The following is a 25,267-nucleotide window of genomic DNA, read 5'->3' as shown; positions in this document are numbered from 1 at the left end:
CGGTTTCGCGCATATCCGGCAACCGGGCGGCGAGATCGGCGTAGCGGTTCTCCGCCTCCAGTTGCGCAGCCTCCGCCGCGCCTTCGCCGCGCGCAATGAACCCGTCCCATCGCCGCAATGCGCCAGCAGTGGTAACCAGCCATTCACCGGGGGCCAGCGTGCGGCCGTCATCGCTTTCGGCGACATGGACCAGCGCCAGCCTTGCGGCCAGTTGCGGCGGACAATCGCGGACATGCGCGGCGAGGCTGTCTGCCACTGCTTGCGGCGCATCGCGGCCGGTCCAGTATCGCCCCTCGGTCGCCGGTTCCGGAGTGCCCAAGGGCGACCGGGCGTCACGGCCCAACACCGCGGCCAAGGCGCGTTCATACCCCCTTTCAGCGCGCACCATGTCGAGCGCAGCGGGCAGACCGGACCTTCCGGCGGCGCGTTTCTCCCGAGCCTCACGATCACGCGCGAGCGCCGCATATTCACGTTCGATCCCCGCCAGTTCTGCGCGCGCGGCAGACACGGCGCTGGCGGTTTCGTCGCGGCGGTCCTGCAAGGTCTGTTTACGCGCCTGCTGCTGCGCCAGCGCATCGCGCAGTTTGGTCAGCGCTTCAGCGGCATCGGCGGCGGCACCTTTCGCGGCGGCGACTGCGGCATCCGGATCGCTGTTGGCTGACAGAGCAGCGCGGGCGGCATCCTGACGGCGGGCTTCGTGTTCGAGCCGGTCAATCCGCGACTGCGCCTGGGCAATGGCGGCTTGTGCCACGCGCCATTCCGCCTCCACCCCGGCATGGTCGGCAGTCGCTTTCGCGAAAGCGAGTTCGGCGGCGCGGCCGGCGCGTTCCTGATCTTCCAGCTTCGCCGCCAGCGTGGGGCGCCGCGATTGCTCCTCGGCGAGGGATTTTTCGCTGGCGGCGAGGTCTTTCTCCAGCCGGGCCAGCGCCTCTGCGGCGTCGCGGGTCATCCGGTCCGCTTCTCCGCGATCTTCCTGCAGCCGGGTCTTCTGCCGGGTGAGGTCGGCGAGGCGCTGTTCGGCGGCTTCGAGCTGGGTGCCGAGCGCGGCCATTCGGTGACCATGCGCGCTGCTGTCGTCCCGGCGATCGGCCAGTTCCTCGCGCGCTTCCGCTAGCGCGGCGGCCGCGGCGTGCTGCGCCTTCTGCGCCGCATCGGTAGCCTGTTGTGCCCGGGATACGCGCTCTTCTGCAGCTTTCGCTTCCTCGCGCGCGGCCGTGGCGGCGGCAGCGGCATCGCGCCACCGCGCGAACAGCAGCCGGGCTTCCGAGACGCGGATTTCCTCCGACAGCTTGGTATAGCGTTCCGCCTGTTTCGCCTGCCGCCGGAGCGAAGCCATCTGGGTATCGAGACCGGCCATCAGGTCTTCCAGCCGGGCAAGATTGGCTTCCGTCTGACGCAGCTTGCCTTCCGCATCGCGGCGGCGAACGTGCAATCCGGCAATGCCCGCGGCTTCTTCCAGCATCTGGCGGCGTTCGGCCGGCTTGGCGCCGATCACCTGGGCGATCTTGCCCTGGCTGACCAGCGCCGGGGAATGCGCGCCGGTGGCGGCATCGGCGAAGATCAGCGACACGTCCTTGGCCCGCACATCGCGGCCATTGATCCGATAGGCCGAACCTGCCCCGCGTTCGATCCGGCGGGTGACGTCGAGTTCTTCGCCGTCGGCGGTTTCACCCTGCAGCACGACTTCGGCAAAATCGCGCGGCGGGCGGGTGACGGTCCCGGCGAAGATGACATCCTCCATCCCGCCCGACCGCATCGACTTGGGCGAATTTTCGCCCATTACCCAGCGGATCGCCTCCAGCAGATTGGATTTGCCGCAACCGTTCGGCCCGACCACCCCGGTCAGGCCGGGTTCGATGCGCAATTCTGCAGGCTCTACAAAGCTTTTAAATCCGCTGAGCTTGAGCCGCTTGATTTGCATCCTGGTCGCTGTTCCCCCGCCCCCTGGTTTGCCGCGCCTGCGTCAGCGCGCGCCGGCACGCTGGAGCAACGGCTCCACGATGTTCCAGCTGGTCCCGTCAACGCGCGTACCGTTGATGAAAAAGGTCGGGGTGCCGGTGACGTTGAATTCGGTCGACTGCGCTTCGGAGCGTTCGGCAATCGCCGTCACCGATGCGTTGTCCGCCAGGCAGGTGCGCGCCTGATCGCGGCTGAGCCCGCGCGCCGCGAAGAAATCGAACACGCCGCTGGCTTCACCGATCGCTGCGAAGCGCTGATTTTCGGGCAGGGTCATGGCGGCTTCCAGAGCCTGCGGATTGGCCTGCGTTTGCTGCATAAGTGGGCCCAGGTTCAGCCAGATTTGTTCCGCCAGCGGGTGGAAGCTTTCCGGCTGCCCGCAGCGCACCAGGCGGGCGAGCACCAGGTCGATCGCATTGTGGACCTGATTGCGGATTTCATAGCTGACCGCCCCGGTGTTGATGTATTCATCGCGCAGCGGTTCGGCGGCTTCGGTGGAGAAAGCGGCGCAGGCACCGCAGGTCAGCGACGCATATTCGACCAGCTTGATCGGCGCGTCCGGGTTGCCCATCACATAGCCGTCATATTCGCTGACCGTCGCCACATCGGCCCAGGATTGCCCGGCGGGTGCCGCAACCTTCGCAACCGGTGCGCTCTCGGCGATTTCGCCCTCGGTCGTGGCGCTGTCCCCGCAGGCGGCGAGGCTCAGGGCGAGCGGAGCGGAGAAGGTCAACAAGGCGATGCGGCGGAGCGTGGTCATTTCGGTCGGTATCCTGATGCTGGAATGGGAAGGCTAGATGATTTGGCGCGACGGTAGAAGAAGGGGCGGGCAGTTTCCACAGTTTATGCCCCGTCACCGTACTGCTCGCAGTTCAGGGCAGGCGCGCCCTGATTTGCGGTTCCAGCAGGTTCCAGCTGTGGGTGCCTGCCAATGTCACGCCGTTGATGGCGAAGCTGGGGGTGCTGGAGACGAAATATTTCGCCCCGTTTGCCTCGGATGCCTCGGCCAGCGCGGCGGCCTTGGCTTCATCCGCCAGGCACCGGTCGATATCGGTGCGCCGGTATCCACGGCTTTCCATCATGGCGTAAAACCCCATGTCGCTCGCGATCGCGCGGCGGCGGGAGGCTCCGGTGCCGGTAGCCCAGCGGCTGCGCTGCGCCGCAGTAGCCGATTGGGCGCGCGGCAGCCATTTGTCCTGCCCCAGCATCATCGCCTTGTGGTTTTGCGGAAATTTGCTCGCCGCGCCGCAATGGGTCAGCATCACGGCAGTAAGGTCGATCGGGTCACGAATGATATGGCGTATTTCCAGGGTGACATCGCCCGTCGAAACATAGGCCAGTTCCAGCGCGCCATGATGAAAGCGCGTGTAATTGGCGCAGGCAGGGCAGGTGTAGCTGACGAATTCCTGCACCGCGAGTTTGGCATCGGGATTGCCGATCTGGTGACCGCCATCGGTAACCCGGACCTGGTTGATGTAGCTGGCCGATTCGGCATGTGCGCCGCTCGCCGCGATCATTGCCAATGCCGCGAGGCCGAGTGCGGCAGATTTCCTGAACATCAGCTGTTGCCTTCCTTCTTGCCCTTTTCAGGCATTCCATCGTCCGGCCCACCCATCGACCGGGCGAGCGATTCCAGCACCTTGCGCAGCTCCGGATCGCCGATATCGCGCAGGCTGTCGCCCAGTTCCATCGGGATCGGCCGGAGCGACGGCGGCGCGCTGCCGCGTCTTTCACCCGAGGGCGGCTTAACCACGCCTTGCCGAAGCTTTACCCGGCTTACAGCGGCATAGCCGAAGAAACGGTTCACTCGCTCGATGATTTCGGGGATCACATGCTGGATCAGCGGTGCATGGGCCGGCAGCACCACCAATTGCAGGATTCCGTCTGATTTCTCGCCCGGCGGGAAGCGGATCGCCTCTGGGGCGCAGACGCGGGCATGAGTCTCGCCGACAATCTCGGGCCAGCGGGTGACGACGGAGGACTGGACGAAGCCGAACCGGCGAAAGGCAGTGCGCCCGATCTGGGGCATCAGGTCGGCAATCGGTTTTGCCGGGCCGCCGCGCGCGCGCTCGTATGGACGCGCGAGTTTGGCGGACGGCTTGGCCGGGGCTTTCCGGGGCTTTTCGCTGTCTGATTCCATTACCTGCAAACCCATGCCATAGGCGCGGGATGACTGCCAGCGTCCCTTCTGCCCCGGGCACCTTTTCCGGGGCCATTCCCGCGGCGCTGCTCGGCTGGTACGACCGCCACGCGCGCGCTCTGCCGTGGCGGGCGCCGCCCGGGATGCCTGCGCCGGAACCGTACCGTGTGTGGCTGTCCGAAGTCATGCTGCAGCAAACCACGGTCGCGGCGGTGAAGCCCTATTTCGCACACTTCCTCGCGCGTTGGCCCGATGTCGCCGCGCTGGCCGCTGCGCCGGAAGCGGACGTCATGGCGGCATGGGCGGGGCTGGGCTATTACTCCCGCGCCCGGAACCTGGTTCGCTGCGCGCGGGAAGTGGCGGCGATGGGCGGCTTTCCGGACAATGAGGCGGACTTGCGCAGATTGCCGGGGCTGGGCGCCTATACCGCGGCGGCAGTGTCCGCGATTGCTTTCGGCCAGCGCGCGGTGGTGGTCGATGCCAATGTCGAGCGGGTTGTCTCGCGCCTGTTCGCGATTGCGCAGCCGCTGCCGGGATCGCGCCGCAAGATCGCCGAGTTTGCGGAGAACATCACCCCCGGCACACGCGCCGGCGATTTCGCCCAGGCGATGATGGATCTGGGATCGGGCATCTGCACCACGCGCGATCCCAATTGTCTGCTGTGCCCCCTGTCCGGCCACTGCGCCGCCCGCGCTGCGGGAAATCCGGCGGACTACCCGGTCAAGGCCCCCAAAGCAGTCAGGCCGGTGCGGCAGGGGGCGGCGTTCTGGATCGAGCGCGGCGGCGCTGTCTGGCTGGTCACGCGGCAGGGCAGCGGAATGCTGGGCGGTATGCGCGGCTTGCCCGACGATGGCTGGGCGGCCGCGAGCGACGGAACGGGCGAGCCGCCTCTGGCAGGAGAATGGGAAGCGGCGGGTCTGGTGCGCCACACCTTCAGCCACTTCGCGCTCGAGCTGTCGGTCAGGCGGCTGCGCAGCGGAGTGCCGAACCTGGCGGCAGAGGGGGAATGGTGGCCGATCGAGCGGCTTCCCGATGCCGGGCTGCCCACCCTGTTCGCCAAGGCTGCGCGGTTGGCGCTGCAGTAAAGCCTAGATGATCCCGCCGCCGAGCGAAAGCCGGATCGCCGCGATCACGATTACCACCAGGCAGAAATTGCGCCCCGTGTTGGAACTGGAAAGTGCGCCGACACCGGCACCGAAAATGGCAATCGGCAGGACAATCCAGTTGCCCCAGCCAAGCAGCGGAATGGCCGAGGGGATGGCGAGGACCAGAGCGACGATACCGATCAGGATCGAAAGAATGTTCAGCATGTGTATTACATAGGTAAAACAGCACGGGATTGCAAGATCGGTAATTGACCGTTCACTTCGCTTCGATCATCAAGCTGTCAACAGATTGCAAATAAGGACTGTCTGATGGCCTACCGGGAATTCGAGGATATTGCCTTTTCACGCCGCTCGCTGCTGCGGGGCGGGGCCTGGCTCGGGGCCGGGGCGGCACTGGCGGGACTGCCGATGGGTGCCGCCGTTTTCGCGCAGGACGGCGCGACTTCGGCAAGCTGGACCAATGTCGCGGCGATGGTCAACAAATATGGCGGCGGGACGCTCGCCAACATGGTTGCGGCCATGGGCTGGGGGCAGCAGTCACCCGAAATCATCGCCAGGGGCACGCTCGCGGTCGGACAGGCCGCGCCCGCCGGAATCGACAGCCTGTACCGGATCTATTCCATGACCAAGCCGATAACCGGCATGGCCGTGATGATGCTGATCGATCAGGGCAAGCTGGGTCTCGACCAGCCGCTGGCGGAAATCCTGCCCGCCTATGCCAAGATGCAGGTGCAGCGGACACCAGACGGTTCGATCACCGACACGGTGCCGGCAGAACGGCCGATCACCATCCGGCATTTGCTCACCCATACCGCGGGGCTTGGTTATAACGTTGTCCAGAAGGGCGCGATCAAGACCGCGTATGAGGATCGCGGCCTGATCGCCGGACAAGTCAGCCGCCTGCCGATCCCGGGTTTCGGGCGGGGCAAGCCGGTCGAGAGCCTGGAAGCCTTCGCCGACGGGCTCGCCGCCTTGCCGCTGGTTTACCAGCCGGGCACCAAGTGGAGCTATTCGGTCTCGCTCGACCTGCTGGGCCGGGTAATCGAAGTGGTTTCCGGCACACCATTCGATGAATTTCTGGCGGCCAACATCTTTAAACCCTGCGGCATGACCAGCACCTGGTTCCAGGTTCCCGAATCGGAAATTGGGCGGCTGACCGCCAATTACGGGGTCATGGGCGGAGCGCTGCTGCCGATCGATCCGGCCAATGCGTCGATTTACACTCAGGCGCCCGCTTTTCCCTTCGGCGGGGCCGGGCTGGTTTCCAGCCCGCGCGATTACGACCGGTTCCTGCGGATGCTGCTGGGTTACGGCACGATCGACGGGACGCGGGTGATGGGCGAGCTGGCGGTCCGCGTCGGCACCTCCAATCTCTTGCCCGAAACGGTCGGCACCGCCGGGACCATGGCTGACGGTGCCGGTTTCGGCGCGGGCGGGCGGGTCGGCCTCGGGGCGCAGGCAGGGACCTATGGCTGGGGCGGCGCAGCGGGCACGGTGGCCTATGTCAGCATGAAGCTCGGCCTGCGCGCGTCGCTCTACACCCAGTATATGCCGTCGGAGGCATTTCCCGTGCACGGCGCGTTCCCGACAGCCGTGTTGGCCGACCTCGCGGCCATGCAGGGCTGATGACGCTGCCCATCGTTGCATTCGCCGGGTCTCCGCTCGACCGGGCAGACCATATCCGCGCCGATCCTGCTGCCCTTGCCGGGCTGATGGACTGGCGCGCGCGGCTGCTGAAACTCGACGGGCTGATGCCGGTGATCGGCGACCTGGGGGAACTGGGCTGGGGGACTCTCGCCGATGCTGCGGAGGACGCCGAACTGGTGTTCCTCGGTCTGATCGACGGCAAGGGCTGTTTTGCCGCGGTGCCGGATGAGGGCGCGGCGGGACCGGCCTATGCCAACCCGGCGATCTGGCAGGCTATGCAATTGCTCGCGCCCGGAGACCTGGCGACCTACGGCGTCGCGCGGGCGCTGGTTGATTGGCACGCCCGGCACCGGTTCTGCGCCCGCTGCGGGAAGGCGACCCGGCTCAGCAAGGGCGGCTGGCAGCGCGATTGCAGTCCCAGAAGCGAAGGCGGGTGCGAGGCGCAGCATTTTCCGCGGACGGACCCGGTGACGATCATGCTCGTCGAGCATTCGGGCCGCCTGCTGCTCGGCCGTCAGCCGCGCTTTCCGCCCAAGGCGTTCTCGGCGCTGGCTGGCTTCGTCGAACCCGGCGAAACCATCGAGGAAGCGGTTGCGCGCGAAGTGTTCGAGGAAGCCGGGGTGCGGGTTCGCAATGTCGAATATGTCGCTACCCAGCCGTGGCCGTTTCCCAGCCAGCTGATGATCGGGTGCTATTCGGTGGCGGAGGATGATGCGCTGACCATCGACACTACCGAACTGGAGGAAGCGCGCTGGTTTTCCCGCGAGGACATCCTATCTGCCATGGCAGCGGGCCGCGACGGTGCGATGAAGGATGAACTGATTCCATTCGCCCCGCCGCCGCCTGTCGCGATCGCCCATCATCTGCTGAAATGGTGGCTGGCGAAGGGCTGACAAGAACGAACAGGAGAACCGGCATGGCGCGCAAACTTACAATCGACATCTGGTCCGATGTGATGTGCCCGTGGTGCCTGGTCGGCTACGGCAAGCTGCAGAAGGGGCTGGCGCTGCTCGACGGCGAGATCGAGGCGGACATTCGCTGGCACGCCTTCGAACTCAACCCCGATATGCCGCCCGAGGGAGAGGAACGCAGCGCCCACATCGCGCGCAAATACGGCCGCACTCTGGAACAGGCACACGGCGTGCAGGACCAGATGCGCACGGCGGCCATCGAAGCCGGGGTGTCGCTGGATTATGCGGGTGCCGGGGATGACAATGGTGAAGCCCCGCCCGCGATGATGTGGAACACGTTCGATGCGCATAAATTGCTGCTCTGGGCGCTCGCAAGCGCCGGGCCGGAAGCGCAGAACCGGCTCAAACTGGCATTGTTCGACGCGCATTTCGGGCAGCGCCGCAACCTGGGCGACCACGATGTGCTGCTTGATATCGCCACCAGTACAGGGCTCGACCGCGAAGCCGCCGCAGCAGCGCTGGCCAGTAGCGAATTCGCCGCCCACGTCCGCGCCGAGGAACAGGCGGCTTACGACATGAACATCACCGGCGTGCCAGCCATGCTGATCGAAGGCAAATATCTGATTCCGGGTGCGCAGGAACCGGAGGTCTATGCGAACGCGCTGCGGCGGGTGGCGGCAAAGGTCGACGCCTGATTTCAGTTTGCCGGACTGGCCGGGCCGCCGGTCTCCGATGCCTCAGACCAGCCCCAGCCGGGCGAGCTTGCCCATCAGCTTGCCGGGCAGGACGTCGCCGATATCCTCGCCCTCGGCCAGATCGGGCGGGGGATCGCCCTTGAGGTAGCGCCAGCCCTGGTGGGCGCGCTTGGGTTTGGGGTGAACGCCGATCAGCTGCGGTGACAACTCGATCCACCAGCGGCCCTCGGGCGTTTTCTCGAAGCCGAGGATCGGGCTGCGGCCGACGATCGCGTGCTGGTGAATCCAGTAGAGCGATCCGCCGATCATGTCCTCCCACTTGAGCGGACGGTTCTTGGTGGTCAGCCGCGCGACCGGATCCTGCGCTTCCAGCCACGCGCGCAAGCTGTCCACGCTTTCGCTACGGAACGCGATCTTGGTCATGTGCAGCGGCATGGCCTATCCCGCCAGGCCGGCTGCCACCGCCAGCCCGAGGAAGGCGAAAAAGCCCATCGAATCGGTGATCATGGTCACGAAAACCGAACTGGCGACCGCCGGGTCCTGCTTCAACCGCTCGAAGATTACCGGCACCAGCACCCCGGCCAGGCCGGCGGTCACGATGTTGATCAGCAGGGCCACCGCGATCACCGCGCCCAGCGTCGGGGTGAAGATCATTCCGGTGGCGACACCGACCAGCACCGCGATGGTCCCGCCGTTGAGCAGCGCCACGCGCATTTCGCGCCACAGCATCCGACCGGTGTTGGCGCGGGTCAGCTGGTTCATCGCGATCGCGCGTACGGAAACCGCCATGGTTTGCGTGCCCGCGTTGCCGCCGATGCTGGCGACGATCGGCATCAGCACCGCGAGCGCCACCAATTGTTCGATCGCCGCGCCGAAGGATGCGATGATCAGGCTGGCGATCAGCGCCGTGCCGAGGTTCGCCACCAGCCAGCGGACGCGCGCGCCATAAGCATCGCGGATCGGTTCATTGATGTCGCCATCGCCCGCGCCGGACATCAGCAGCGCATCCTCGCTGGCTTCTTCGGAGATGATGTGGACGACGTCGTCCACCGTCATCTGGCCGACCAGCCGCCCGCTGTCATCCACCACGGCGGCGGAAATCAGCGCGTATTTCTGAAACATCAGCGCGACTTCTTCCTGGTCCATCGTCACCGGGATCAGCGTCTGGTCGCGCTTCATCACATCGGTCAGCGCGATCTGGCGAGGGGTGCGCAGAACCCAGCTCAGCTGGCAGGTGCCGAGCGGGTGATGCGCGTAATCGACCACGAAGACTTCGAAGAAATCGGTCGTCAGATCGCCGTCCTCGCGCAGATAATCGATCAGATTGCCGACTGTCATATGTTCCGGCACCGCCACGAAATCGCGGCTCATCAACCGACCGGCGGTTTCCTCGGGATAGGCCAGCGCGCTTTCGATGGCGGCGCGGTCTTCCGCGTCGAGTTCGGCCAGCACCGCCTGTTGGTCGGCATGGTCGAGATCCTCGATCAGCTGCACCGCGTCGTCGGTTTCCAGCTGCCCCGCAATCGACGCGACCGAGCGGGCCGACAGCGATTCCATCATGTCCTCGCGGACATGATCGTTCAGCTCGGCGATCACGTCGCTGGACATCAGATCGGTCACCGCGCTGGCGAAATCCCGCCGTTCGTCGGGATCGAACAGTTCGATAAGATCGGCGATGTCGGCCGGGTGGAGCGGTTCCACCAGATCGTAGACGGTACTGTAATCTTCTTCCGCCAGCGCATCACGGACGCGGCGGACATAGCCCGGCTTCAGGCGGTTTTCTTCGTCATGGCGCTCGTCGTCGACGCGGTCGTCAGGACGCGCGCCTTCGTCCGGCGTGGGCGCATCCACCACCAGCAGGTCGTCCTGTTCCAGATCGGGGCGCTCGTGCTTTGCCATTGCCTCGCTCTAAGGGCGGAGGCATCAATTGCAAGCGCCAGCGTAATCGCAAGCCGCGCGTGACTTCTGCGCTTCATCGCCTATATCGGCCCGGTATCAATCGACGCACTTGCTTGGAGACTTACCGAAATGGCCGACCAGACGCTTACTCTTACGCTCGCAACCGAAAACGGCGAAGGCGATGTCGTGATCAAATTGCGCCCCGATGTCGCGCCCGGCCATGTCGAGCGGATCACGGAGCTGGCGAAGGAAGGTTTCTATGACGGCGTGGTGTTCCACCGCGTCTTTCCCGGCTTCATGGCGCAGGGCGGCGAGCCGACCGGCACCGGCATGGGCGGCAGCCCGAAGCCCGATCTGAAGGCGGAATTCAACGCGGTGCCCCATGTGCGCGGCGTATGTTCGATGGCACGTTCCTCCGCGCCCGACAGCGCCAACAGCCAGTTTTTCATCTGTTTCGACGATGCGCGCTTCCTCGATAACCAGTACACCGCATGGGGCGAAGTGACGAGCGGCATGGAGCATGTCGACGCGCTGCCCAAGGGCGAACCGCCGCGCTCGCCCGGCAAGATCGTCAAAGCAACCGTCAGCTGAACTGAAAGCGGGCGGGGGCAGGGCGGTGATCCGCCATTTCGCGGTCTTGCTTGGCGTTCTGGCGCTGGGCGGCTGCATCACGCCGCTGCCGGACCTGAGCCAGTCGCGCAGCCCCTGCCAGACGGAGCCGGGCGGCTGGTGTTCCTTCGTCCGGCAGGCGGCAGCGCAAAGCTATCCCTATGCGTTGCTCAGTTCGAACGCCTATCAGGACGATGACGAATACAAGGTGCTTCCCGCCGGTTTCGCGAAGCGCGAAGAGGCAGAAAATGATGGCAGCGGCCTTGCCTACATCGTGGTCGACCGATTTGCCAAGGAAGCCCGCGTCGGCAAACCCGTAGCGCGCATCATCGCGTTTCGCGGAACCGAATTCGGATCGCGGTCCGATCTGTTTTCGGGTAATCTGGGCGAAGGCCAGCGAGAAGGCGCGCGCGCCATCTATACGCTCGAACGCGCCCTCCTCGATGACAACGGGATGGCGGATGTCCCCATCGAAGTCACCGGACATTCGCTGGGCGGCGCGCTGGCGACACAGATTTCGATCGATAATCCTGATGTGAAAGCGTTCGTATTCAACACCTCGCCGCTGTTCACCGGCGATCCGATGCAGAACGCCGGAAACCGCCTGGCAATTGCGGAGCGGGGCGAGTTTTTGCGGCTGCTGCGCCGATACCGCGAACCTGCGGCTGCAAATGTCGTGGTGATCAACTGTTCGCCCACCGCCAATGCCGGCAGCAAGCACAGCATTCGCAAGCTGGCCGACTGCCTGACGTGGATCGCGGCGTATGATGAACCGGCGGCGGCCGAGCTGCTGGCGTCCAATGGTATCGCCAAGCCGGAAGTGGAATGCGGTCCGCCCGAAAAACCGCACCCCGGCACGAGCGGGAAACGCGGGACGCCCTGCGCACACGAGGTTCCGCTGAAGAAAAAATAGCGCTTGTCCTAGAGTCCGGCCTTGACCAGCCAGTCGTGGAACTGGCGTACGGGCCGTTCCTCCAGCGCGTTGGGGCGGCAGACGAACCAGTAGCTGTAGGGGCTTTCGATCTCGACATCGAAGATCTTGCGCAGTCGTTTGTCGGACGCGCGGCGCATGTGGTCGTCATGCATGATCGCAATGCCGAGGCCCTGCGCCGCAGCCTCCAGGATCAGCTGGCCGGAATCGTAATGATCGATCGCGGCGGGTTCCAGATCGTCGAGTTTGAGCGCGCGTTTCCACGCTTCGAAACTGTCGGGCAATTCGTTGTGCAGCAGGAATGTCTGCCGGGACAATTGTTCGATACCCGGTTCGGGGCCGAGTTCCTTGGCCAGCTTTTCGCTGCAGATCGCATGGACCATGTTGTGATCCAGCCGCACCGCATGAAGTGCGCTGCCTGGCCGGCGAGACAGGATGATGGCCGCGTCCAGCGTGTCGCCAACGCGGTCTTCGAGATGCGGCCCGGTGTCGATATCGATGTGAAGCAAGGGATGCAGGCTGCGCAATTCCTGCAATCGGGGAAACAGGCGCTGGCTGCCGAACAGCGGCAGAACGCCCAGATGCAGCCGCAGCAGCGACATGTTTTCCGACTGGCTTTCGACCGCCCGGGCCAGCGCCTCCAACTGCGGCGCAACCGCCTGATAGAACGCATCGCCCTCGACCGTCAGCTGCATCGACTGGCGCGCCCGGGTGAACAGCTTCTTGCCGACGAATTCTTCCAGATTGCCGATCCGGCGCGACAGGGCGGAGGGGCTCAGGCCCAGTTCGTCCGCAGCCGCGCGCGAGGACCCGAGCCTGACCGTCCGGACAAACGCTTCCAATGCGCGAAGGGGAGGCAGTCGGCGGGCCGGCATGGAGACAGGATGTGTTGCCGCGCCCGGTTTGTCGAGAGATTCTTCGCAAGTGCGGAAAAAACTCCGCCGGGCTTAGTCTTTCCCGGCTTCTTCCCCGATAGGAGGATGTAACCGCAGCCGCTTTACGTGGGTTTCGTCGGCGGAGGTTATTTCCATTCGCCAACCGCTCGGGTGTGTGACTATCGTGCCGACTTGCGGGACTTGTTCGGCGAGCACGAATGCAAGACCGCCCAGAGTGTCGACCGATTCTTCGACTTCGGCCAGCCGGGTGTCGATTATCTGAGCGACATCGTCCAACTCGGCGCGCGCGTCGCAGTCCCACATCCCGTCACCGATGGCGACGATCAGATCTTCGGGAATATCGTCATGCTCGTCTTCGATGTTGCCGACGATTTCCTCGACCAGATCCTCGATCGTGATGATCCCGTCGGTGCCGGAAAATTCATCGACCACCACGGCCAGATGGATCCGCCGGCTGCGCATGTCGGCCAGCACATCCAGCGCATTGCGCGATTGCGGCACGTAGAGCGGCTGGCGCATCAGGATCGTCCAGTCCGCCGGCGGGGGCAGTTTGCGCGCGAGGAACGGGAACACGTCCTTGATGTGGATCATGCCGATGACCTCGTCGAGCGTCTCGCGGTAAACCGGGAAGCGCGAATGGCCATGTTCGGCAAAGGCTTCGACCAGTTCTTCCCATGTCGCATGGGCCGGCACGGCGATAATCTCGCCGCGCGGGATCGCCACGTCGTCGGCATCGTGCTCGCTGAAATGGAGCATATTGCGCAGCATTTGCCGCTCTACGCTCGACAGGTCGCCGTTTTTCGGAGTCTCTTCGTCCGAGGGGTGTTCGTCCTCGTGCTCGTCGATCGCTTCCTCCAGCTGTGCGCGGAGGGAACGTTCGCCGTCATCGGCACCCAGCAATTTGCGAAGTGCGAGCCACAGCCCGCCTCTACTGTCCGCGTCTCCGGCGGGGGGATCTAACTCGGGCATGGCCCTGTGTGGTTACTCCTGGGAATCGTCAGGCCCGTCAGGGGCCGGGTTCAATATGGGTCAGATAGCCCCATAATCGCAAGTGCCTTAATTTCCAATCTTTCCATTGCATCGGCTTCCTCGTCCGAATGCACATGGTCGTGACCGGCCAGATGCAGCAGGCCGTGGACGATCAGATGCGCGGCGTGATCGGCCAACGGAATGCCCTTTTCGGCCGCCTCCCGCGCGCAGGTTTCATACGCCAGCGCCAGATCGCCAAGCATTTCCGGCCCGCCCTCCGGCGCGAGGCCGAGCAGTTCCTCCCGCGTCAGCATCGGGAAAGACAGGACGTTGGTGGCGGTGTCCTTGCTGCGCCATTCGCGGTTCAGCGTGTGAACGTCCTCGTCCAGCGTAAACAGCAGGCTGGCGGTCAGCCGCTGGTTGGCAAGTTCCGGCGCGACCTGCTGTGCCGCCTCTGCCGCACGTTCGGCCAGGTCGGGCCAGTCGGACGATGGCGGCCAACCGTCGATGTCGATGTCGAGGTTCAAGGCAGCATCTCAGGCATCCGGCCCTTCATAGGCTTCGACGATCCGGCCCACGATCGGATGGCGGACCACGTCGGCGCGGGTGAAGCGGGTAATCGCGATGCCCTCGATACCTTCCAGCTTCTCGACCGCGTCGATCAGTCCGCTCATCCGGTCGCCGCCGGGAATATCGACCTGTTTCGGATCGCCGCACACCACCATCCGGCTGTTCTGGCCGAAACGGGTGAGGAACATCTTCATCTGTTCGCGCGTGGTGTTCTGCGCTTCGTCCAGGATGACGAAGGCATCGGCCAGCGTGCGTCCGCGCATGAACGCGATTGGCGCGATCTCGATCTCGCCGCTGGCAATGCGCCGCTCCACCTGTTCCGGCGGCATGCAATCGTATAGCGCATCGTACAGCGGGCGCAGATAGGGATCGACCTTGTCCTTCATATCGCCTGGCAGGAAGCCCAGCTTCTCGCCCGCCTCGACCGCGGGACGCGACAGGATCAGCCGCTGGACGCTGCCGGTGATCAGCTGCGAAACCGCCTGCGCCACCGCGACATAAGTCTTGCCGGTGCCGGCGGGACCCAGCGCAAAGATCAGGTCTTCGCGCGCCAATGCCCGCATATACTCGATCTGGGTGGCGGAACGCGGGACAATGGTCTTCTTGCGCGTACGGATCATCACCGGGGGCAAATCGGGCGAGCCGCGCAGGATGCCTTCCAGCGTGGGTTCGTTGGACATGGCGATCAGCGCCTCGATCTCGCCCGCGCCGAGATCCTGACCCATGGCCAGCCGGTCGTACATCTTGTTGAGGATATCGCGGGCGCGGGCGACCGAATCTTCCGGGCCTTCGATCTGGACCGCGTTGCCGCGCGCCGAGATGAACACGCCGAGCCGGTTTTCGACTTGTACCAGATTGGCATCGAACTGGCCGAACAGCGGAACCAGCAGCGATTGGTCCTCGAAATTCACATCCGCTTTCGCCCGGCGATTCTCGCGCAGCGCGACGGGGGATGGCGAGATGGCCGGATGGGCCTTGGCAGGTTTACGAGCCATGTATTCCTTTCATGTCTGATTCGGAATGTAGGCGCGTTCCGGCCTCAGGCAAGGCGCGGCGTGCCAGGAAGCGGTGGATAGTAACCGGCTGGTCAGCTTAATACTTGATCTTCCCAAGCACGTGCAAAAGAGGTATCTGACTTCACTCGAAAATTTGCAGGAAGTGAGTCATGGTGGGCCGGGTTACGAAGATGATCGCGCTTCTCGGATTGGCAGCGTCGCCCCCGGTTTTGGCACAAGAACGGTCGGCTGCCGACCCGGTACAGAGCCAGGAAATCATCGTAGAGGGAGATCGCGCGTCAGAAGAAAAGGCCGTGCGCCAGTTGGCCGGAGATATTACCCGCCGGCCGCCAATCGACAAGCCCGTGTCGCGTTTCTATGATCCCTTCTGCCTCCATATCATCGGTCTCAAGTCCGATTATGCCATCGCCATCGGCGATCGGATCAAGGATAACGCCCGGGCGGCAGGGGCACCCGTCGCTGCTGAGAATTGCACGCCCAATGCGCTGCTGATCTTCACCAAGAATGGCCGATCAACAGTAGAAGAGTTGCGCGAAGAGGAACCATGGCTGTTCACCAATCTTCTGGATTACGAGTACCGTCGGATCATCGACGGCGATATTGCAGCACATGCCTGGCAAACGACTGAATTGCGCGGTGTCGACGGCAAGAAGCTGGAGTACCAGATTATCAATGGGCGGGAAGTGGCGGTGAACAACCAGTATCAAACTGGACGGCTGAATGCTCCCAACCGATTGGACATGGTTGGCGCGGTCGTACTTATCGATGTTGCTTATCTGCCCGGAAAGACATTGCACCAGTTGGCGGATTATGCATCGCTCCGGCTGCTTGCGTCGGTCGATGAATTGCCACCTGAAAAGGCTGGCTCCCTCGATACGATTCTCAACCTGTTCGTCGCTCCTGAAAATGCGCCTGATGAACTAACTCGCTTCGATCGCGGATACCTACGTGCTGTCTACGGTTTACGGCCCAATGCAGGATCGCTTTCGATCAGGGATGCAGCCGTGCGCGGGTATTTCAACGAAGATTGACCGATCAGGCGCAGTGGTCAGACCAGACGCCCGCCCAGCGAACTGCCCATTGCTTCGACCAGTTCCACGCGCACCAGATCGCCAATCTGTGCATCACCGGTGAAGTGAATCGATTGCAGCCACGGTGACTTGCCGAGCATCTGGCCGGGAAATTTGCCCGTCCGGTCGACCAGAACTTCGCAGGTCTTGCCGACGCTGGCGGCGTTGAAGGCCAGCTGGTCGCGGCCGAGGGCGGCTTGCAGGCGTTGCAACCGCTCGTCCATCACTTCGGGTGCGATTTGCCCGTCCATGTCGGCCGCGGGGGTGCCGGGGCGGGGCGAGTATTTGAAGCTGTAGGCCTGCGCATATCCCACGGCATCGACGAGCTTCAGCGTGTCCTCGAACTCGGCGTCCGTCTCCCCTGGAAAGCCGACGATGAAGTCGCCCGACAGCGCCAGGTCCGGCCGCGCGGCGCGGAACCGGTCCAGCAGTTTCAGGTAACTTTCTGCCGTGTGACTGCGGTTCATCGCCTTCAGCACGCGGTCGTTGCCGCTTTGCACCGGCAAATGGAGGAATGGCATCAGCTTGGCCACTTCGCCGTGCGCCGCAATTAGCGCATCGTCCATGTCGGCGGGGTGGCTGGTCATGTAGCGTATCCGCAGGAGCTCGGGAATTTCCGCGAGCGCGCGGATCAGGCCGGCCATGCCGATTGCCTGGCCCTTGGCATCCTCGCCGCGCCAGGCGCTGACGTTCTGGCCGAGCAGGGTTATTTCCTTCGCGCCAACTTCGACCAGTTTCTTCGCTTCGTCCACCAGAGCGCTGAACGGACGCGATATTTCTGCGCCGCGGGTATAGGGAACTACGCAATAGGTGCAGAATTTGTCGCACCCTTCCTGAATGGTCAGGAACGCACTCGGGGCGCTTTTGCGGCGGCTGGGTAAAGCGGCGAATTTGGCGTCCGCGGGCATATCCGTGTCCGCCGTGCGCAGGCCGCCCACCGCCCGCTCGAGCATTGCGGGGAGCCGGTGATAGGCCTGCGGGCCAACCACCATGCTGACAGCTTGGGACCGGGCCATGATCTCCTCGCCTTCGGCCTGGGCGACGCATCCTGCCACCGCGATCAGGGGCGGGTTCTCGCGCCCCTTGGTCAATCGCCCGATGCGCGAATAGACTTTCTCGGACGCCTTTTCGCGGATGTGGCAGGTGTTGAGCACGACCAAGTCCGCATCCGCGCCATCGGCTGCGGGCGCGATCCCTTCGCGGTCGAGCATTTCGGCCATCCGCTCGCCGTCATAGACGTTCATCTGGCAGCCGAAACTTTCGACGCGGTAGGTCTTGGGGGAAGCAGTCTTGCGCATGGCTGGGGCCTATAGCGCCCCGCGGGGGGTTAGCAAATGGCGGGCTTTATTCGATCGGCAGGCTTTCCTTCGGCGCGTGGTAGCGCACCGGCACGACATCGTGCTTGAACTGGCGCAGCGGCTTGCCGAGCGTGGTCAGCAGCGCGGCCTCGATCGCGGCGCGCGCGCGGGCGCCGATTGCTTTACGGCCGCGAAATTCTTCCGGGCTGAACGGTTCAAGGAAATGCATCCGCAATTCGAAACTGCCCCGGCGTGACAATACCCGCTTGGCGTTGTTCACCCCGCTTTCGTCCCCGATCCAGCCAAGATCCTCGCCCACTGCGCCGTAATCGAGCAGGACCGGCTGGACCAGCACGCCGGGCGGCGGCGGCTCCAGCACGCTCAGCATCGAGGTCTTGAACGGCAGCAGGGACTGGCCGTCGGTGGTGGTGCCTTCGGGAAAGACAGTGACCGACCAATTGTCCGCCAGTGCCTCGCGCAGTTGGTTAATCTGCTCGGCCACGCCCAGCCGGTTCTCGCGTTTGACGAACACCGTCCGGTTCAGCCGGCACAGCCAGCTGATCACCGGCACCTCGCCCAATTCCGACTTGGCCACGAATGCGGTCCCGCTGGCCCCTGCGAGCGAAAGGATGTCGAGCCACGAGACATGGTTGGAAATGAAGAATACGTCGCGGCGCAGCGGCGTGCCGATGGTTCGGACGCGGGCTCCCGCCAGCCGACCGGCATAGCGCAGAAACAGCATCGGGAAGGGCGAGCCGTATTTGAAGATGCGGTAGAAATAGTGGAGCGGGACAAAGATCACCAGCAATGCGACCATGCCGAGGACGCGCAGGGTGAACCGGACCCATTCGATTGCGGTAAGGTTGCTCGGCTCGCCGCGTTCTGCCGCCGACCGCCGCGCGGCGTTCACCGCTTGCCGCGCCCCTTGTCGCCGCTTTCGGCCCGGTCAAGCCGGACACCGTATAATTCCATCCGGTGATCGACCAGCCGGTAGCCCAGCTTCTCGGCAATCTGCCGCTGCAGGGCTTCCAGTTCCGGATCGACGAATTCCACGACCTTGCCGCTTTCGACGTCGATCAGATGATCGTGATGCGCTTCGGGAGCCGCTTCGTAGCGGGCGCGCCCGTCGCCAAAGTCATGCCGGTCGAGAATTCCCGCCTCTTCGAACAGGCGCACGGTGCGGTAAACGGTGGCAATGGAAATCTTCGGGTCGATGGCGGAGGCGCGCTGGTGCAGCGCTTCGACATCGGGATGGTCTTCGCTTTCGGACAATACGCGGGCGATAACGCGGCGCTGCTCGGTTATGCGCAGCCCGCGCTCGGCACATAATTGTTCGAGATCGATCGATTGCTGCAAGCCGGAGTCCTCACCAAAAGAAGCGCTATCCACCCATAGGACCGTGACGCGATTTTCTCAAGCGATAGGGCGGCGTGCCCGTTGTTCGGGCAAACCGCTCGCTCGCTCGCTTGCGCAGCGAAGGCGTCAGGCGTCGGCCTTGCGGCGTCCGCGCTTCTGCCCGGGCTTGCGGCCGAGTCCGATTTTCTTCGCCAGGTCACGCCGGGTTTCGGCATAGGCCGGTGCAACCATCGGATAATCGCTGCCCAGATCCCACCGCGCCCGGTACTCGTCAGTGGTCATGTTGTGCTCGGTCATCAGGTGGCGCTTGAGCATCTTCATCTTCTTGCCGCAATCGAGGCAGACGACGTGGTCGCGCTTGACCGATGCCCGCACGGACACGGCCGGTTCGGGACGTTCCTGCACAGGTTCCGACGCTTGGCCCAGGTTTGCCAACGCATTGTAAACATTCGTGATCAAGGCCGGGACTTCATCGGCGGACAGGCTGTTGTTGCTAACGTGTGCCGCGACTATGTCCGACGCCAGGGTTATCAGCGTTTCCGACATATCTTGCTCAATATTATTCATTGGATCCTCTTTCCGCGACCACAGTTGTTCTTCAAACCTATGAAGTGATATTGCGTTCCAAACTATTTTATACTGCCTGCCGGGAGGTTTGACAATGTGAGGAGCCGGTGGCTGTACCCCGTTTTGTGCGGCCCCGAGGTTACTGCAACTGACGGCTAAGCGTTACGGCGTCGAGGCGCGTGCCGTCTTTCAGGCGGTAATAGTTCTTGCGTGTTCCGGCGGGCAAAAAACCGCAACTACGGTACAGTTTTTCCGCGGGATTATTGATCCGCATTTCCAGAAACAATTGCGCGGCGCCCCGTTTGCGGGCGTCTTCTTCGAAGCACTCCATCAGCTTGCGGCCGAGCCCTCGGCCGCGGTGGTCCGGACGAACCGCGATCAGTAGCAGTTCCTCCTCGCCGCAAACGTGCCGCGAAAGGGTAAATCCGGCAGGGACGAATTCATCCGGCGGCACACATTCATGCCCTGACGGCAGCGGTTCACCATCGGTGCCGATCAGACGGTAGAAGATCGTTGGCAGGACCATAGAATCTGAGAGTTGCCGGCGCGTCCACGCCTCGCCCCAATGCGGATCGAACGCATCGGCCATGATCATCATCATGTGGTCGATAGGGTCCATCAGGCGGGCAGCTTGGCGTCCGGCGCGCGGCCGTAAATGGGAAGTGCATCGGGGGATATCGCGCGGGCCGGCAGTAGGGCCACGAACTGCGCGTCCGGATGCAGCGCCAACGCCTCCCCGTGCCCGCGCGCGCTGACCAGGGCTTCGGCCTGCGTCCCGGCCACCAGGTCGGCGGCGGTGCGAAGGGCGTCGGCCGGATCAAGCGAGGCCAGGTCCGAAGTCGCGGAGCCATCTGCGGCGAAATTCTGCACGAACCACTGTCCGTGGCCGCCGGTCATCGCAATGGTAACCGGCTGCGGGCCGCGCTCCGCCCGCGCCATCGCCGCAACCAGCGCCAGCGTCGGATAGCCCAGCACCTCTGCCTGCCAGGCAAAGCCCAGCGCCCGCGCCGTCGCCAGCCCGATCCGTACTCCGGTGAAGCTGCCCGGTCCAAGCGATACGGCGATGCGGTCTGCCTTGCCCGAACCGGGAAGCGCGGCGATCATCGGGACCAGCCGCTCGGCATGGCCGCGGCCCAGCACACGGTGGTCGTGCGCGATCAGCGCGTCATCATCGAACAGCGCGACCGAGCAAGCTTCGGTCGCGCATTCTATTGCCAGCATTCGCATGAGATTGGCCGGTCCCGATCAGTAGAATCATCACACCGCGCAGGTTACACGATGGTGTTGAATTTGCCGAATTCAGGGCGCGGGCTGCGGCCGAAGATGCTTTCGGGATCGCCATAGCCGATGGAGCAGAGGAAATTGACCTCGACCTTCGGATCGTCTGCGAAGAACGCCCGGTTGACCGCGTCGGCATCGAAACCCGACATCGGCCCGCAATCGAGGCCGAGCGCGCGCGCGGCGATGATCAGATAGGCACCCTGCAGCGAAGAATTGCGGAACGCGCCTTCGCGGCGGCCCTTTTCGTCGCCATCGAACCAGCTTTTCGCATCGGTGTGGGGGAACAGCCAGGGCAGTTCCTCGTGGAAATCGATGTCCATGCCGATCACCGCGGTGACCGGCGCAGTCCTGACCTTGTCCTTGTTACCTTCGGATACGGCATCGACCAGCCTGGCCTTGGCCTCGTCCGATTTCACCCACACGATCCGCGCGGGAAGCATGTTGGCCGATGTCGGCCCCATTTTCAGCACATCCCAGATGGCATGGAGCTGTTCATCCTCGACCGGCTTGTCGAGCCAGCCATTGTAGCTGCGCGCCTCGCGAAAAATCTGATCGAGCGCTTCGTCCGACAAGGTCTTGCCGTGATATTGGGTCGTCATCGCTGGGAGCTCCTGAAATGCGTGTTCAAGCGGCCCGAACTTCGGTCACCTCAGGTATATAATGCTTGAGCAGCCCTTCGATCCCGTGTTTCAGCGTCGCGGTCGATGAAGGACAGCCCGAACAGGCGCCCTGCAGGGTCAGGTAAACCACCCCGTCCTTGTAGCCGCGATAAGCGATATCGCCGCCATCGCCGGCCACCGCCGGACGGATGCGGGTTTCGAGCAATTCGCTGATCTGCGCCACGATATCGGCATTGGCCGGATCGTCCTCCACCACCATGACGTCGTCCGCCGGGACCGCTATTCCCGACGCGCTGCCGCCTGCGAACAGGGGCGCTTCGCTGATGAAATGGTCGAGCAGGATCGCAACGACTTGCGGTTTCAGCGCCGACCAGTCGGCACCCGGAGCAATGGTGACGGAAATGAAATCGCTGCCGAAGAAGACATTCACCACCTCGCCGGTGTCGAAAATCGCTTCCGCAAGAGGGGAGGCCGCGGCGGCTTCGGGCGAGGAAAATTCCCGCGTGCCGCCGGGCATGACCTGCCGCCCGGGCAAGAATTTCAGGCTGGCGGGATTGGGGGTGGTTTCGGTCTCTATGAACATGAATCGAATGTAGGACGCGCCGCAGGCGGGGGCAAGGGCGGGGGCGGCGAATAAACCTTTCAGGCGGGCAAACGGCATTTCGCTGCAGGTACCTTCAGGGGCGCTGCGAAAAAGGTTTCGTCATTCACTATCCCTTCAGCACCCGGCCCCCTATATTCCGCGGATGATCGATCTTACGCGTGCCGCACGGCAACTTGCGCTCCTCCTCCCGTTCGTCCTGTTCGCGCCCAGTAGCGTAGCGCAGACCACTGCAGTTCCGGCCGACGCGGTGCTGGCTGCGGACCTGCCGCCGCCCGCGGCGCTCCAGACAGGGGCGGAGACTCCGTGGATCTACCGCGGCAGCGACGTGCCGCAGGACAAGGAGTGGCTGTTCGGCGAAATGGACAACGGGCTGCGCTATGCCGTGCGCAACAACCGCGTGCCGCCGGGGCAGGTATCCATCCGCATCCGGATCGATGCCGGCTCGCTGCACGAGGAAGAGGCCGAACGCGGCTTTGCCCATCTGCTCGAACATCTCACATTCCGCGAAAGCAAATATCTCGGCCAGGCGGCGGCGATCCCCACGTGGCAGCGGCTGGGGGCGACCTTCGGTAGCGACACCAACGCCGAAACCAGCCCGACGCACACCGTCTACAAGCTGGACCTGCCGAACGCGACCCCGGCCGCGCTGGCGGAAAGCTTCCGCCTGCTGTCGGGCATGATCCGCGAACCGGTGCTGTCATCAGAGAATCTGGCTGCCGAAGTGCCGATCGTGCTCGCCGAAAAGCGCGAACGGGGCGGCGCGGCGCAGCGGGTGGGCGAAGAAACGCGCAAGATTCTGTTCGCCGGACAGCGGCTGGCGGACCGTCTGCCGATCGGAACCGACGCAACGCTGACCGGCGCAACCGCGGACGCAGTGGAGGCGTTTCACGAGCGCTGGTACCGGCCCGAAAACGCCGTGATCGTGGTGGCGGGGGATGTCGATGCGCTTCAGCTTGCCTCTCTGGTCGAACGCTGGTTCGGGGATTGGGACGTCGCCGGAGAGGCTGCCCCTGCGCCGAACTTCGGCGATCCCCTGCCGCCCGCCGGTGCCGATCCGGCCAATCCGGTAGGCGAAGTGGGCGTGCTGGTCGAACCCGATTTGCCGCGCACGCTGACCTATTCGATCATGCGCCCATGGCGGCCGGTCGACGATACGATTGAATATAACGAAGGCCTGCTGATCGATTATTTGTCGCAGGCGATCATCAACCGGCGGCTGGAAGCCAAGGCGCGGGCCGGCGGATCCTATCTCTATGCGCAGGTCCAGCAGGACGATGTCAGCCGTTCCACCGACGCGACCTTCGTCAGTTTCGCGCCGCTGACCGACGACTGGCAGGCCGCCTTGGCCGACGTTCGCGGGGTCATTGCCGACGCCGTGTCCGCCCCGCCGACGCAGGAGGAAATCGACCGCGAAATGGCCGAACAGGAAGTCGCCTACGCCAGTTCGGTCGAACAGCGTTCGGTCATGGCCGGATCGCAGCTGGCGGACAGCATCGTGCAGGCGGTGGACATTCGCGAAGCCGTCGCCGCGCCGGAAACCGTGCTGCAGGTGTTCAACGGAATGCGCGACCAGTTCACTCCGGAAAATGTGCTGGAACACACGCGGGACCTGTTCACCGGCGATGTGATCCGCGCGACCTATGTGACCCCCGTCGTGGGGGAGGCGGACGAAGCTGCGCTGCGTGCAGCCCTGCTCGCGCCCGTTACCCCCGACGCCAGCGGCCGGCTGGAAGCCAGCACGATATCCTTCGATGAACTGCCCCCCATCGGCGAACCCGGCACGGTGGTTGCGCAGGGATCGCTTGGACTGCTCGGTATCGAGCGGGTGCAGTTTGCCAATGGGGTCAACGCGATCCTGTGGGCCAACGACGCCGAACCGGGCCGGGTGGCGCTGAAAGTCCGCTTCGGTGCCGGATACCGCGCCTTCGGGCCGGGCGACGCACCCTATATCGCCCTTGGCGAAACGGCGCTGATCAGTTCCGGGCTGGGCGAACTTGGCCAGGAAGACCTCGACCGGATCTCTACCGGGCGCAAGATGGGGTTCGATTTCAACATCGGCGAAGGGGTGTTCTCCTTCGGCGCGCAAACCCGCTCGGCCGATCTGGCGGACCAGCTGTACCTGTTCGCCGCCAAGCTGGGTATGCCGCGCTGGGATCCCAATCCGGTGCTCCGTGCCAAGGCCGCCGCGCGGCTCGCCTATGAAAGTTATGCCACCAGCCCCGGCGGAGTGCTCGGCCGCGATCTCGAATATCTGCTCCGCAATCAGGAGCCCCGGTTCAAGACTCCCGACCCTGCCGCGATCGAGGCTGCCACGCCCGAGGGCTTTCGCGAGGTATGGGAACCGATCCTGCAGCAGGGCCCGGTCGAAGTTCTGATCTTCGGCGAGTTCGATCGCGACGCGACCGTGGCAGCACTGGCGCGGACATTCGGTGCGCTGCCGCCGCGCCAGCCGATCGCGCCTGCCATTGCGGCGAAGGTTTCCTCCTTCCCCCAGCCCACCGCCGATCCGGTGGTGCTGCGCCACCGCGGCGATGCCAACCAGGCGGCAGCGGCGGTCGCCTGGCCGAGCGGGGGCGGAGACACCAATCTGCGCGAATCGCGGCAGCTGGAAATCCTGACCGATCTGTTCAACAACCGTCTGGTCGATGAAATGCGCGAACGCGCCGGTGCCAGCTATGCGCCGCAGGTGTCCTCGCGCTGGCCGGTCGATGTGGACGGCGGCGGCGCGATCACCGCGGTTGCGCAATTGCGGCCGCAGGACGTGCCGGTGTTCTTTGCCGCTGCGGAGGCGATTGCCCGCGATTTGATGGAAAACCCCGCCACCGCGGACGAACTGGAGCGGGTCACCGAACCACTGAAACAGCTGATCAGCCGCGCTTCCACCGGCAATACCTTCTGGATGTTCCAGGTCGAAGGGGCCTCGCAGCGGCCCGTCCGGCTGGAACAGGTGCGCAGCCTGCTGAACGATTACACGCAGACCACGCCCGAGGCGATGCAGGCGCTGGCCCGCCGCTATTTCGCCAGCCACCCGGGATACCGCGTCGCGGTCATCCCGGAGGGCCAGGAACTGGCGACCCGCATTCCCGCCGGCTCTTCGGTAATGACCGGACGCTGACCTTTCGCCTG

27 protein-coding genes are annotated in these 25,267 nt (G+C 64.3%); 8 read left to right on the top strand and 19 right to left on the bottom strand.

Annotation, left to right across the window (positions count from 1 at the left end; all coding sequences use genetic code 11):
• The 4 genes from U0988_RS08760 to U0988_RS08745 all read right to left on the bottom strand — a co-directional run.
• A partial coding sequence (locus U0988_RS08760) for an AAA family ATPase (RefSeq protein WP_322292243.1) occupies positions 1-1,921 on the bottom strand: 1,921 nt, incomplete at its 3' end.
• A 42-nt stretch (positions 1,922-1,963) separates the two neighbouring features.
• A complete protein-coding gene (locus U0988_RS08755) occupies positions 1,964-2,716 on the bottom strand; it encodes a thioredoxin domain-containing protein (protein ID WP_322292242.1) in 753 nt (250 codons plus the stop codon).
• Positions 2,717-2,828: 112 nt separating this feature from the next.
• Positions 2,829-3,515, bottom strand: coding sequence for a DsbA family protein (locus U0988_RS08750; protein ID WP_322292241.1), 687 nt, complete (start codon positions 3,513-3,515; stop codon positions 2,829-2,831).
• Positions 3,515-4,096 carry a DUF721 domain-containing protein gene (locus U0988_RS08745; protein ID WP_322292240.1) on the bottom strand — a complete coding sequence of 194 codons (582 nt, stop codon included), beginning with the start codon at positions 4,094-4,096 and terminating at the stop codon, positions 3,515-3,517. Before U0988_RS08745 ends, U0988_RS08750 begins: the two co-directional genes overlap by 1 nt.
• Before the next feature lie 29 nt (positions 4,097-4,125).
• Between U0988_RS08745 and U0988_RS08740 the strand changes: the two genes are divergently transcribed.
• Entirely contained in the window at positions 4,126-5,181 is a 1,056-nt protein-coding gene (locus U0988_RS08740) for an A/G-specific adenine glycosylase (RefSeq protein ID WP_322292239.1), read from the top strand.
• Positions 5,182-5,184: 3 nt separating this feature from the next.
• Here U0988_RS08740 and U0988_RS08735 read toward each other — a convergent pair whose 3' ends face one another.
• A complete protein-coding gene (locus U0988_RS08735) occupies positions 5,185-5,406 on the bottom strand; it encodes a hypothetical protein (protein ID WP_322292238.1) in 222 nt (73 codons plus the stop codon).
• Positions 5,407-5,511: 105 nt separating this feature from the next.
• Here U0988_RS08735 and U0988_RS08730 point away from each other — a divergent pair, with 105 nt between their 5' ends.
• Genes U0988_RS08730 through U0988_RS08720 form a run of 3 tightly spaced genes read left to right on the top strand, consistent with a single transcriptional unit; the run spans position 5,512 to position 8,455 of the window.
• Positions 5,512-6,828 carry a serine hydrolase domain-containing protein gene (locus tag U0988_RS08730; RefSeq protein ID WP_322292237.1) on the top strand — a complete coding sequence of 439 codons (1,317 nt, stop codon included), beginning with the start codon at positions 5,512-5,514 and terminating at the stop codon, positions 6,826-6,828.
• Positions 6,828-7,742 (top strand): NAD(+) diphosphatase, encoded by a 915-nt coding sequence (nudC, locus tag U0988_RS08725; RefSeq protein WP_322292236.1) that lies wholly within the window; start codon positions 6,828-6,830, stop codon positions 7,740-7,742. Before U0988_RS08730 ends, nudC begins: the two co-directional genes overlap by 1 nt.
• A gap of 23 nt (positions 7,743-7,765) precedes the next feature.
• Complete coding sequence (locus U0988_RS08720) at positions 7,766-8,455, top strand: DsbA family oxidoreductase (protein WP_322292235.1); 690 nt, start codon at positions 7,766-7,768, stop codon at positions 8,453-8,455.
• A 42-nt stretch (positions 8,456-8,497) separates the two neighbouring features.
• On the opposite strand, the gene U0988_RS08715 is transcribed toward U0988_RS08720, so the two are convergent.
• Both U0988_RS08715 and mgtE read right to left on the bottom strand, forming a co-directional pair.
• Positions 8,498-8,890: a DUF1489 domain-containing protein gene (locus U0988_RS08715; RefSeq protein ID WP_322292234.1), complete on the bottom strand. Its 393-nt coding sequence runs from the start codon at positions 8,888-8,890 to the stop codon at positions 8,498-8,500.
• A gap of 3 nt (positions 8,891-8,893) precedes the next feature.
• Entirely contained in the window at positions 8,894-10,354 is a 1,461-nt protein-coding gene (gene mgtE, locus U0988_RS08710; protein ID WP_322292233.1) for a magnesium transporter, read from the bottom strand.
• 129 nt (positions 10,355-10,483) lie between these two features.
• Between mgtE and U0988_RS08705 the strand changes: the two genes are divergently transcribed.
• Complete coding sequence (locus U0988_RS08705) at positions 10,484-10,945, top strand: peptidylprolyl isomerase (RefSeq protein ID WP_322292232.1); 462 nt, start codon at positions 10,484-10,486, stop codon at positions 10,943-10,945.
• Between the two features lie 25 nt (positions 10,946-10,970).
• Positions 10,971-11,876: a hypothetical protein gene (locus U0988_RS08700; RefSeq protein ID WP_322292231.1), complete on the top strand. Its 906-nt coding sequence runs from the start codon at positions 10,971-10,973 to the stop codon at positions 11,874-11,876.
• Between the two features lie 8 nt (positions 11,877-11,884).
• Here U0988_RS08700 and U0988_RS08695 read toward each other — a convergent pair whose 3' ends face one another.
• The 4 genes from U0988_RS08695 to U0988_RS08680 all read right to left on the bottom strand — a co-directional run bounded on the left by U0988_RS08695 (position 11,885) and on the right by U0988_RS08680 (position 15,324).
• Positions 11,885-12,769 carry a LysR substrate-binding domain-containing protein gene (locus U0988_RS08695; protein WP_322292230.1) on the bottom strand — a complete coding sequence of 295 codons (885 nt, stop codon included), beginning with the start codon at positions 12,767-12,769 and terminating at the stop codon, positions 11,885-11,887.
• A 72-nt stretch (positions 12,770-12,841) separates the two neighbouring features.
• The gene (locus U0988_RS08690; protein ID WP_322292229.1) at positions 12,842-13,759 is read right to left on the bottom strand and encodes a hemolysin family protein; all 918 of its coding nucleotides are present in this window, start codon (positions 13,757-13,759) and stop codon (positions 12,842-12,844) included.
• 50 nt (positions 13,760-13,809) lie between these two features.
• Positions 13,810-14,286, bottom strand: coding sequence for an rRNA maturation RNase YbeY (ybeY, locus tag U0988_RS08685; RefSeq protein WP_322292228.1), 477 nt, complete (start codon positions 14,284-14,286; stop codon positions 13,810-13,812).
• A gap of 9 nt (positions 14,287-14,295) precedes the next feature.
• A complete protein-coding gene (locus tag U0988_RS08680; RefSeq protein WP_322292227.1) occupies positions 14,296-15,324 on the bottom strand; it encodes a PhoH family protein in 1,029 nt (342 codons plus the stop codon).
• 191 nt (positions 15,325-15,515) lie between these two features.
• Between U0988_RS08680 and U0988_RS08675 the strand changes: the two genes are divergently transcribed.
• Positions 15,516-16,376: a hypothetical protein gene (locus U0988_RS08675; protein ID WP_322292226.1), complete on the top strand. Its 861-nt coding sequence runs from the start codon at positions 15,516-15,518 to the stop codon at positions 16,374-16,376.
• 17 nt (positions 16,377-16,393) lie between these two features.
• Here the strand turns inward: U0988_RS08675 and miaB are convergent, their stop codons facing one another.
• The 8 genes from miaB to U0988_RS08635 form a co-directional block, all read right to left on the bottom strand.
• On the bottom strand, positions 16,394-17,713 hold the full coding sequence (miaB, locus tag U0988_RS08670; RefSeq protein WP_322292225.1) for a tRNA (N6-isopentenyl adenosine(37)-C2)-methylthiotransferase MiaB: 1,320 nt from the start codon (positions 17,711-17,713) through the stop codon (positions 16,394-16,396).
• A gap of 46 nt (positions 17,714-17,759) precedes the next feature.
• Positions 17,760-18,623 (bottom strand): lysophospholipid acyltransferase family protein, encoded by an 864-nt coding sequence (locus U0988_RS08665; protein ID WP_322292224.1) that lies wholly within the window; start codon positions 18,621-18,623, stop codon positions 17,760-17,762.
• Positions 18,620-19,069: a Fur family transcriptional regulator gene (locus tag U0988_RS08660; protein ID WP_322292223.1), complete on the bottom strand. Its 450-nt coding sequence runs from the start codon at positions 19,067-19,069 to the stop codon at positions 18,620-18,622. The genes U0988_RS08665 and U0988_RS08660 overlap by 4 nt, the downstream gene beginning before the upstream one ends.
• A 126-nt stretch (positions 19,070-19,195) precedes the next feature.
• Positions 19,196-19,636: a MucR family transcriptional regulator gene (locus U0988_RS08655; RefSeq protein WP_322292222.1), complete on the bottom strand. Its 441-nt coding sequence runs from the start codon at positions 19,634-19,636 to the stop codon at positions 19,196-19,198.
• Positions 19,637-19,775: 139 nt separating this feature from the next.
• Positions 19,776-20,255, bottom strand: a complete 480-nt coding sequence (locus U0988_RS08650) for a GNAT family N-acetyltransferase (protein WP_322292221.1) — start codon at positions 20,253-20,255, stop codon at positions 19,776-19,778.
• Positions 20,255-20,863: a tRNA (adenosine(37)-N6)-threonylcarbamoyltransferase complex dimerization subunit type 1 TsaB gene (gene tsaB / locus U0988_RS08645; RefSeq protein ID WP_322292220.1), complete on the bottom strand. Its 609-nt coding sequence runs from the start codon at positions 20,861-20,863 to the stop codon at positions 20,255-20,257. Before tsaB ends, U0988_RS08650 begins: the two co-directional genes overlap by 1 nt.
• Positions 20,864-20,907: 44 nt before the next feature.
• Positions 20,908-21,516, bottom strand: coding sequence for a malonic semialdehyde reductase (locus U0988_RS08640; protein ID WP_322292219.1), 609 nt, complete (start codon positions 21,514-21,516; stop codon positions 20,908-20,910).
• Between the two features lie 25 nt (positions 21,517-21,541).
• Positions 21,542-22,120: a NifU family protein gene (locus tag U0988_RS08635; RefSeq protein ID WP_322292218.1), complete on the bottom strand. Its 579-nt coding sequence runs from the start codon at positions 22,118-22,120 to the stop codon at positions 21,542-21,544.
• A gap of 163 nt (positions 22,121-22,283) precedes the next feature.
• Between U0988_RS08635 and U0988_RS08630 the strand changes: the two genes are divergently transcribed.
• Complete coding sequence (locus tag U0988_RS08630) at positions 22,284-25,256, top strand: M16 family metallopeptidase (RefSeq protein WP_322292217.1); 2,973 nt, start codon at positions 22,284-22,286, stop codon at positions 25,254-25,256.
• Positions 25,257-25,267 lie beyond the last annotated feature (11 nt).

This window comes from Allopontixanthobacter sp., from assembly GCF_034376665.1.
Lineage (GTDB): Bacteria > Pseudomonadota > Alphaproteobacteria > Sphingomonadales > Sphingomonadaceae > Allopontixanthobacter.
This window is presented reverse-complemented; position numbering and strand designations above follow the sequence as displayed.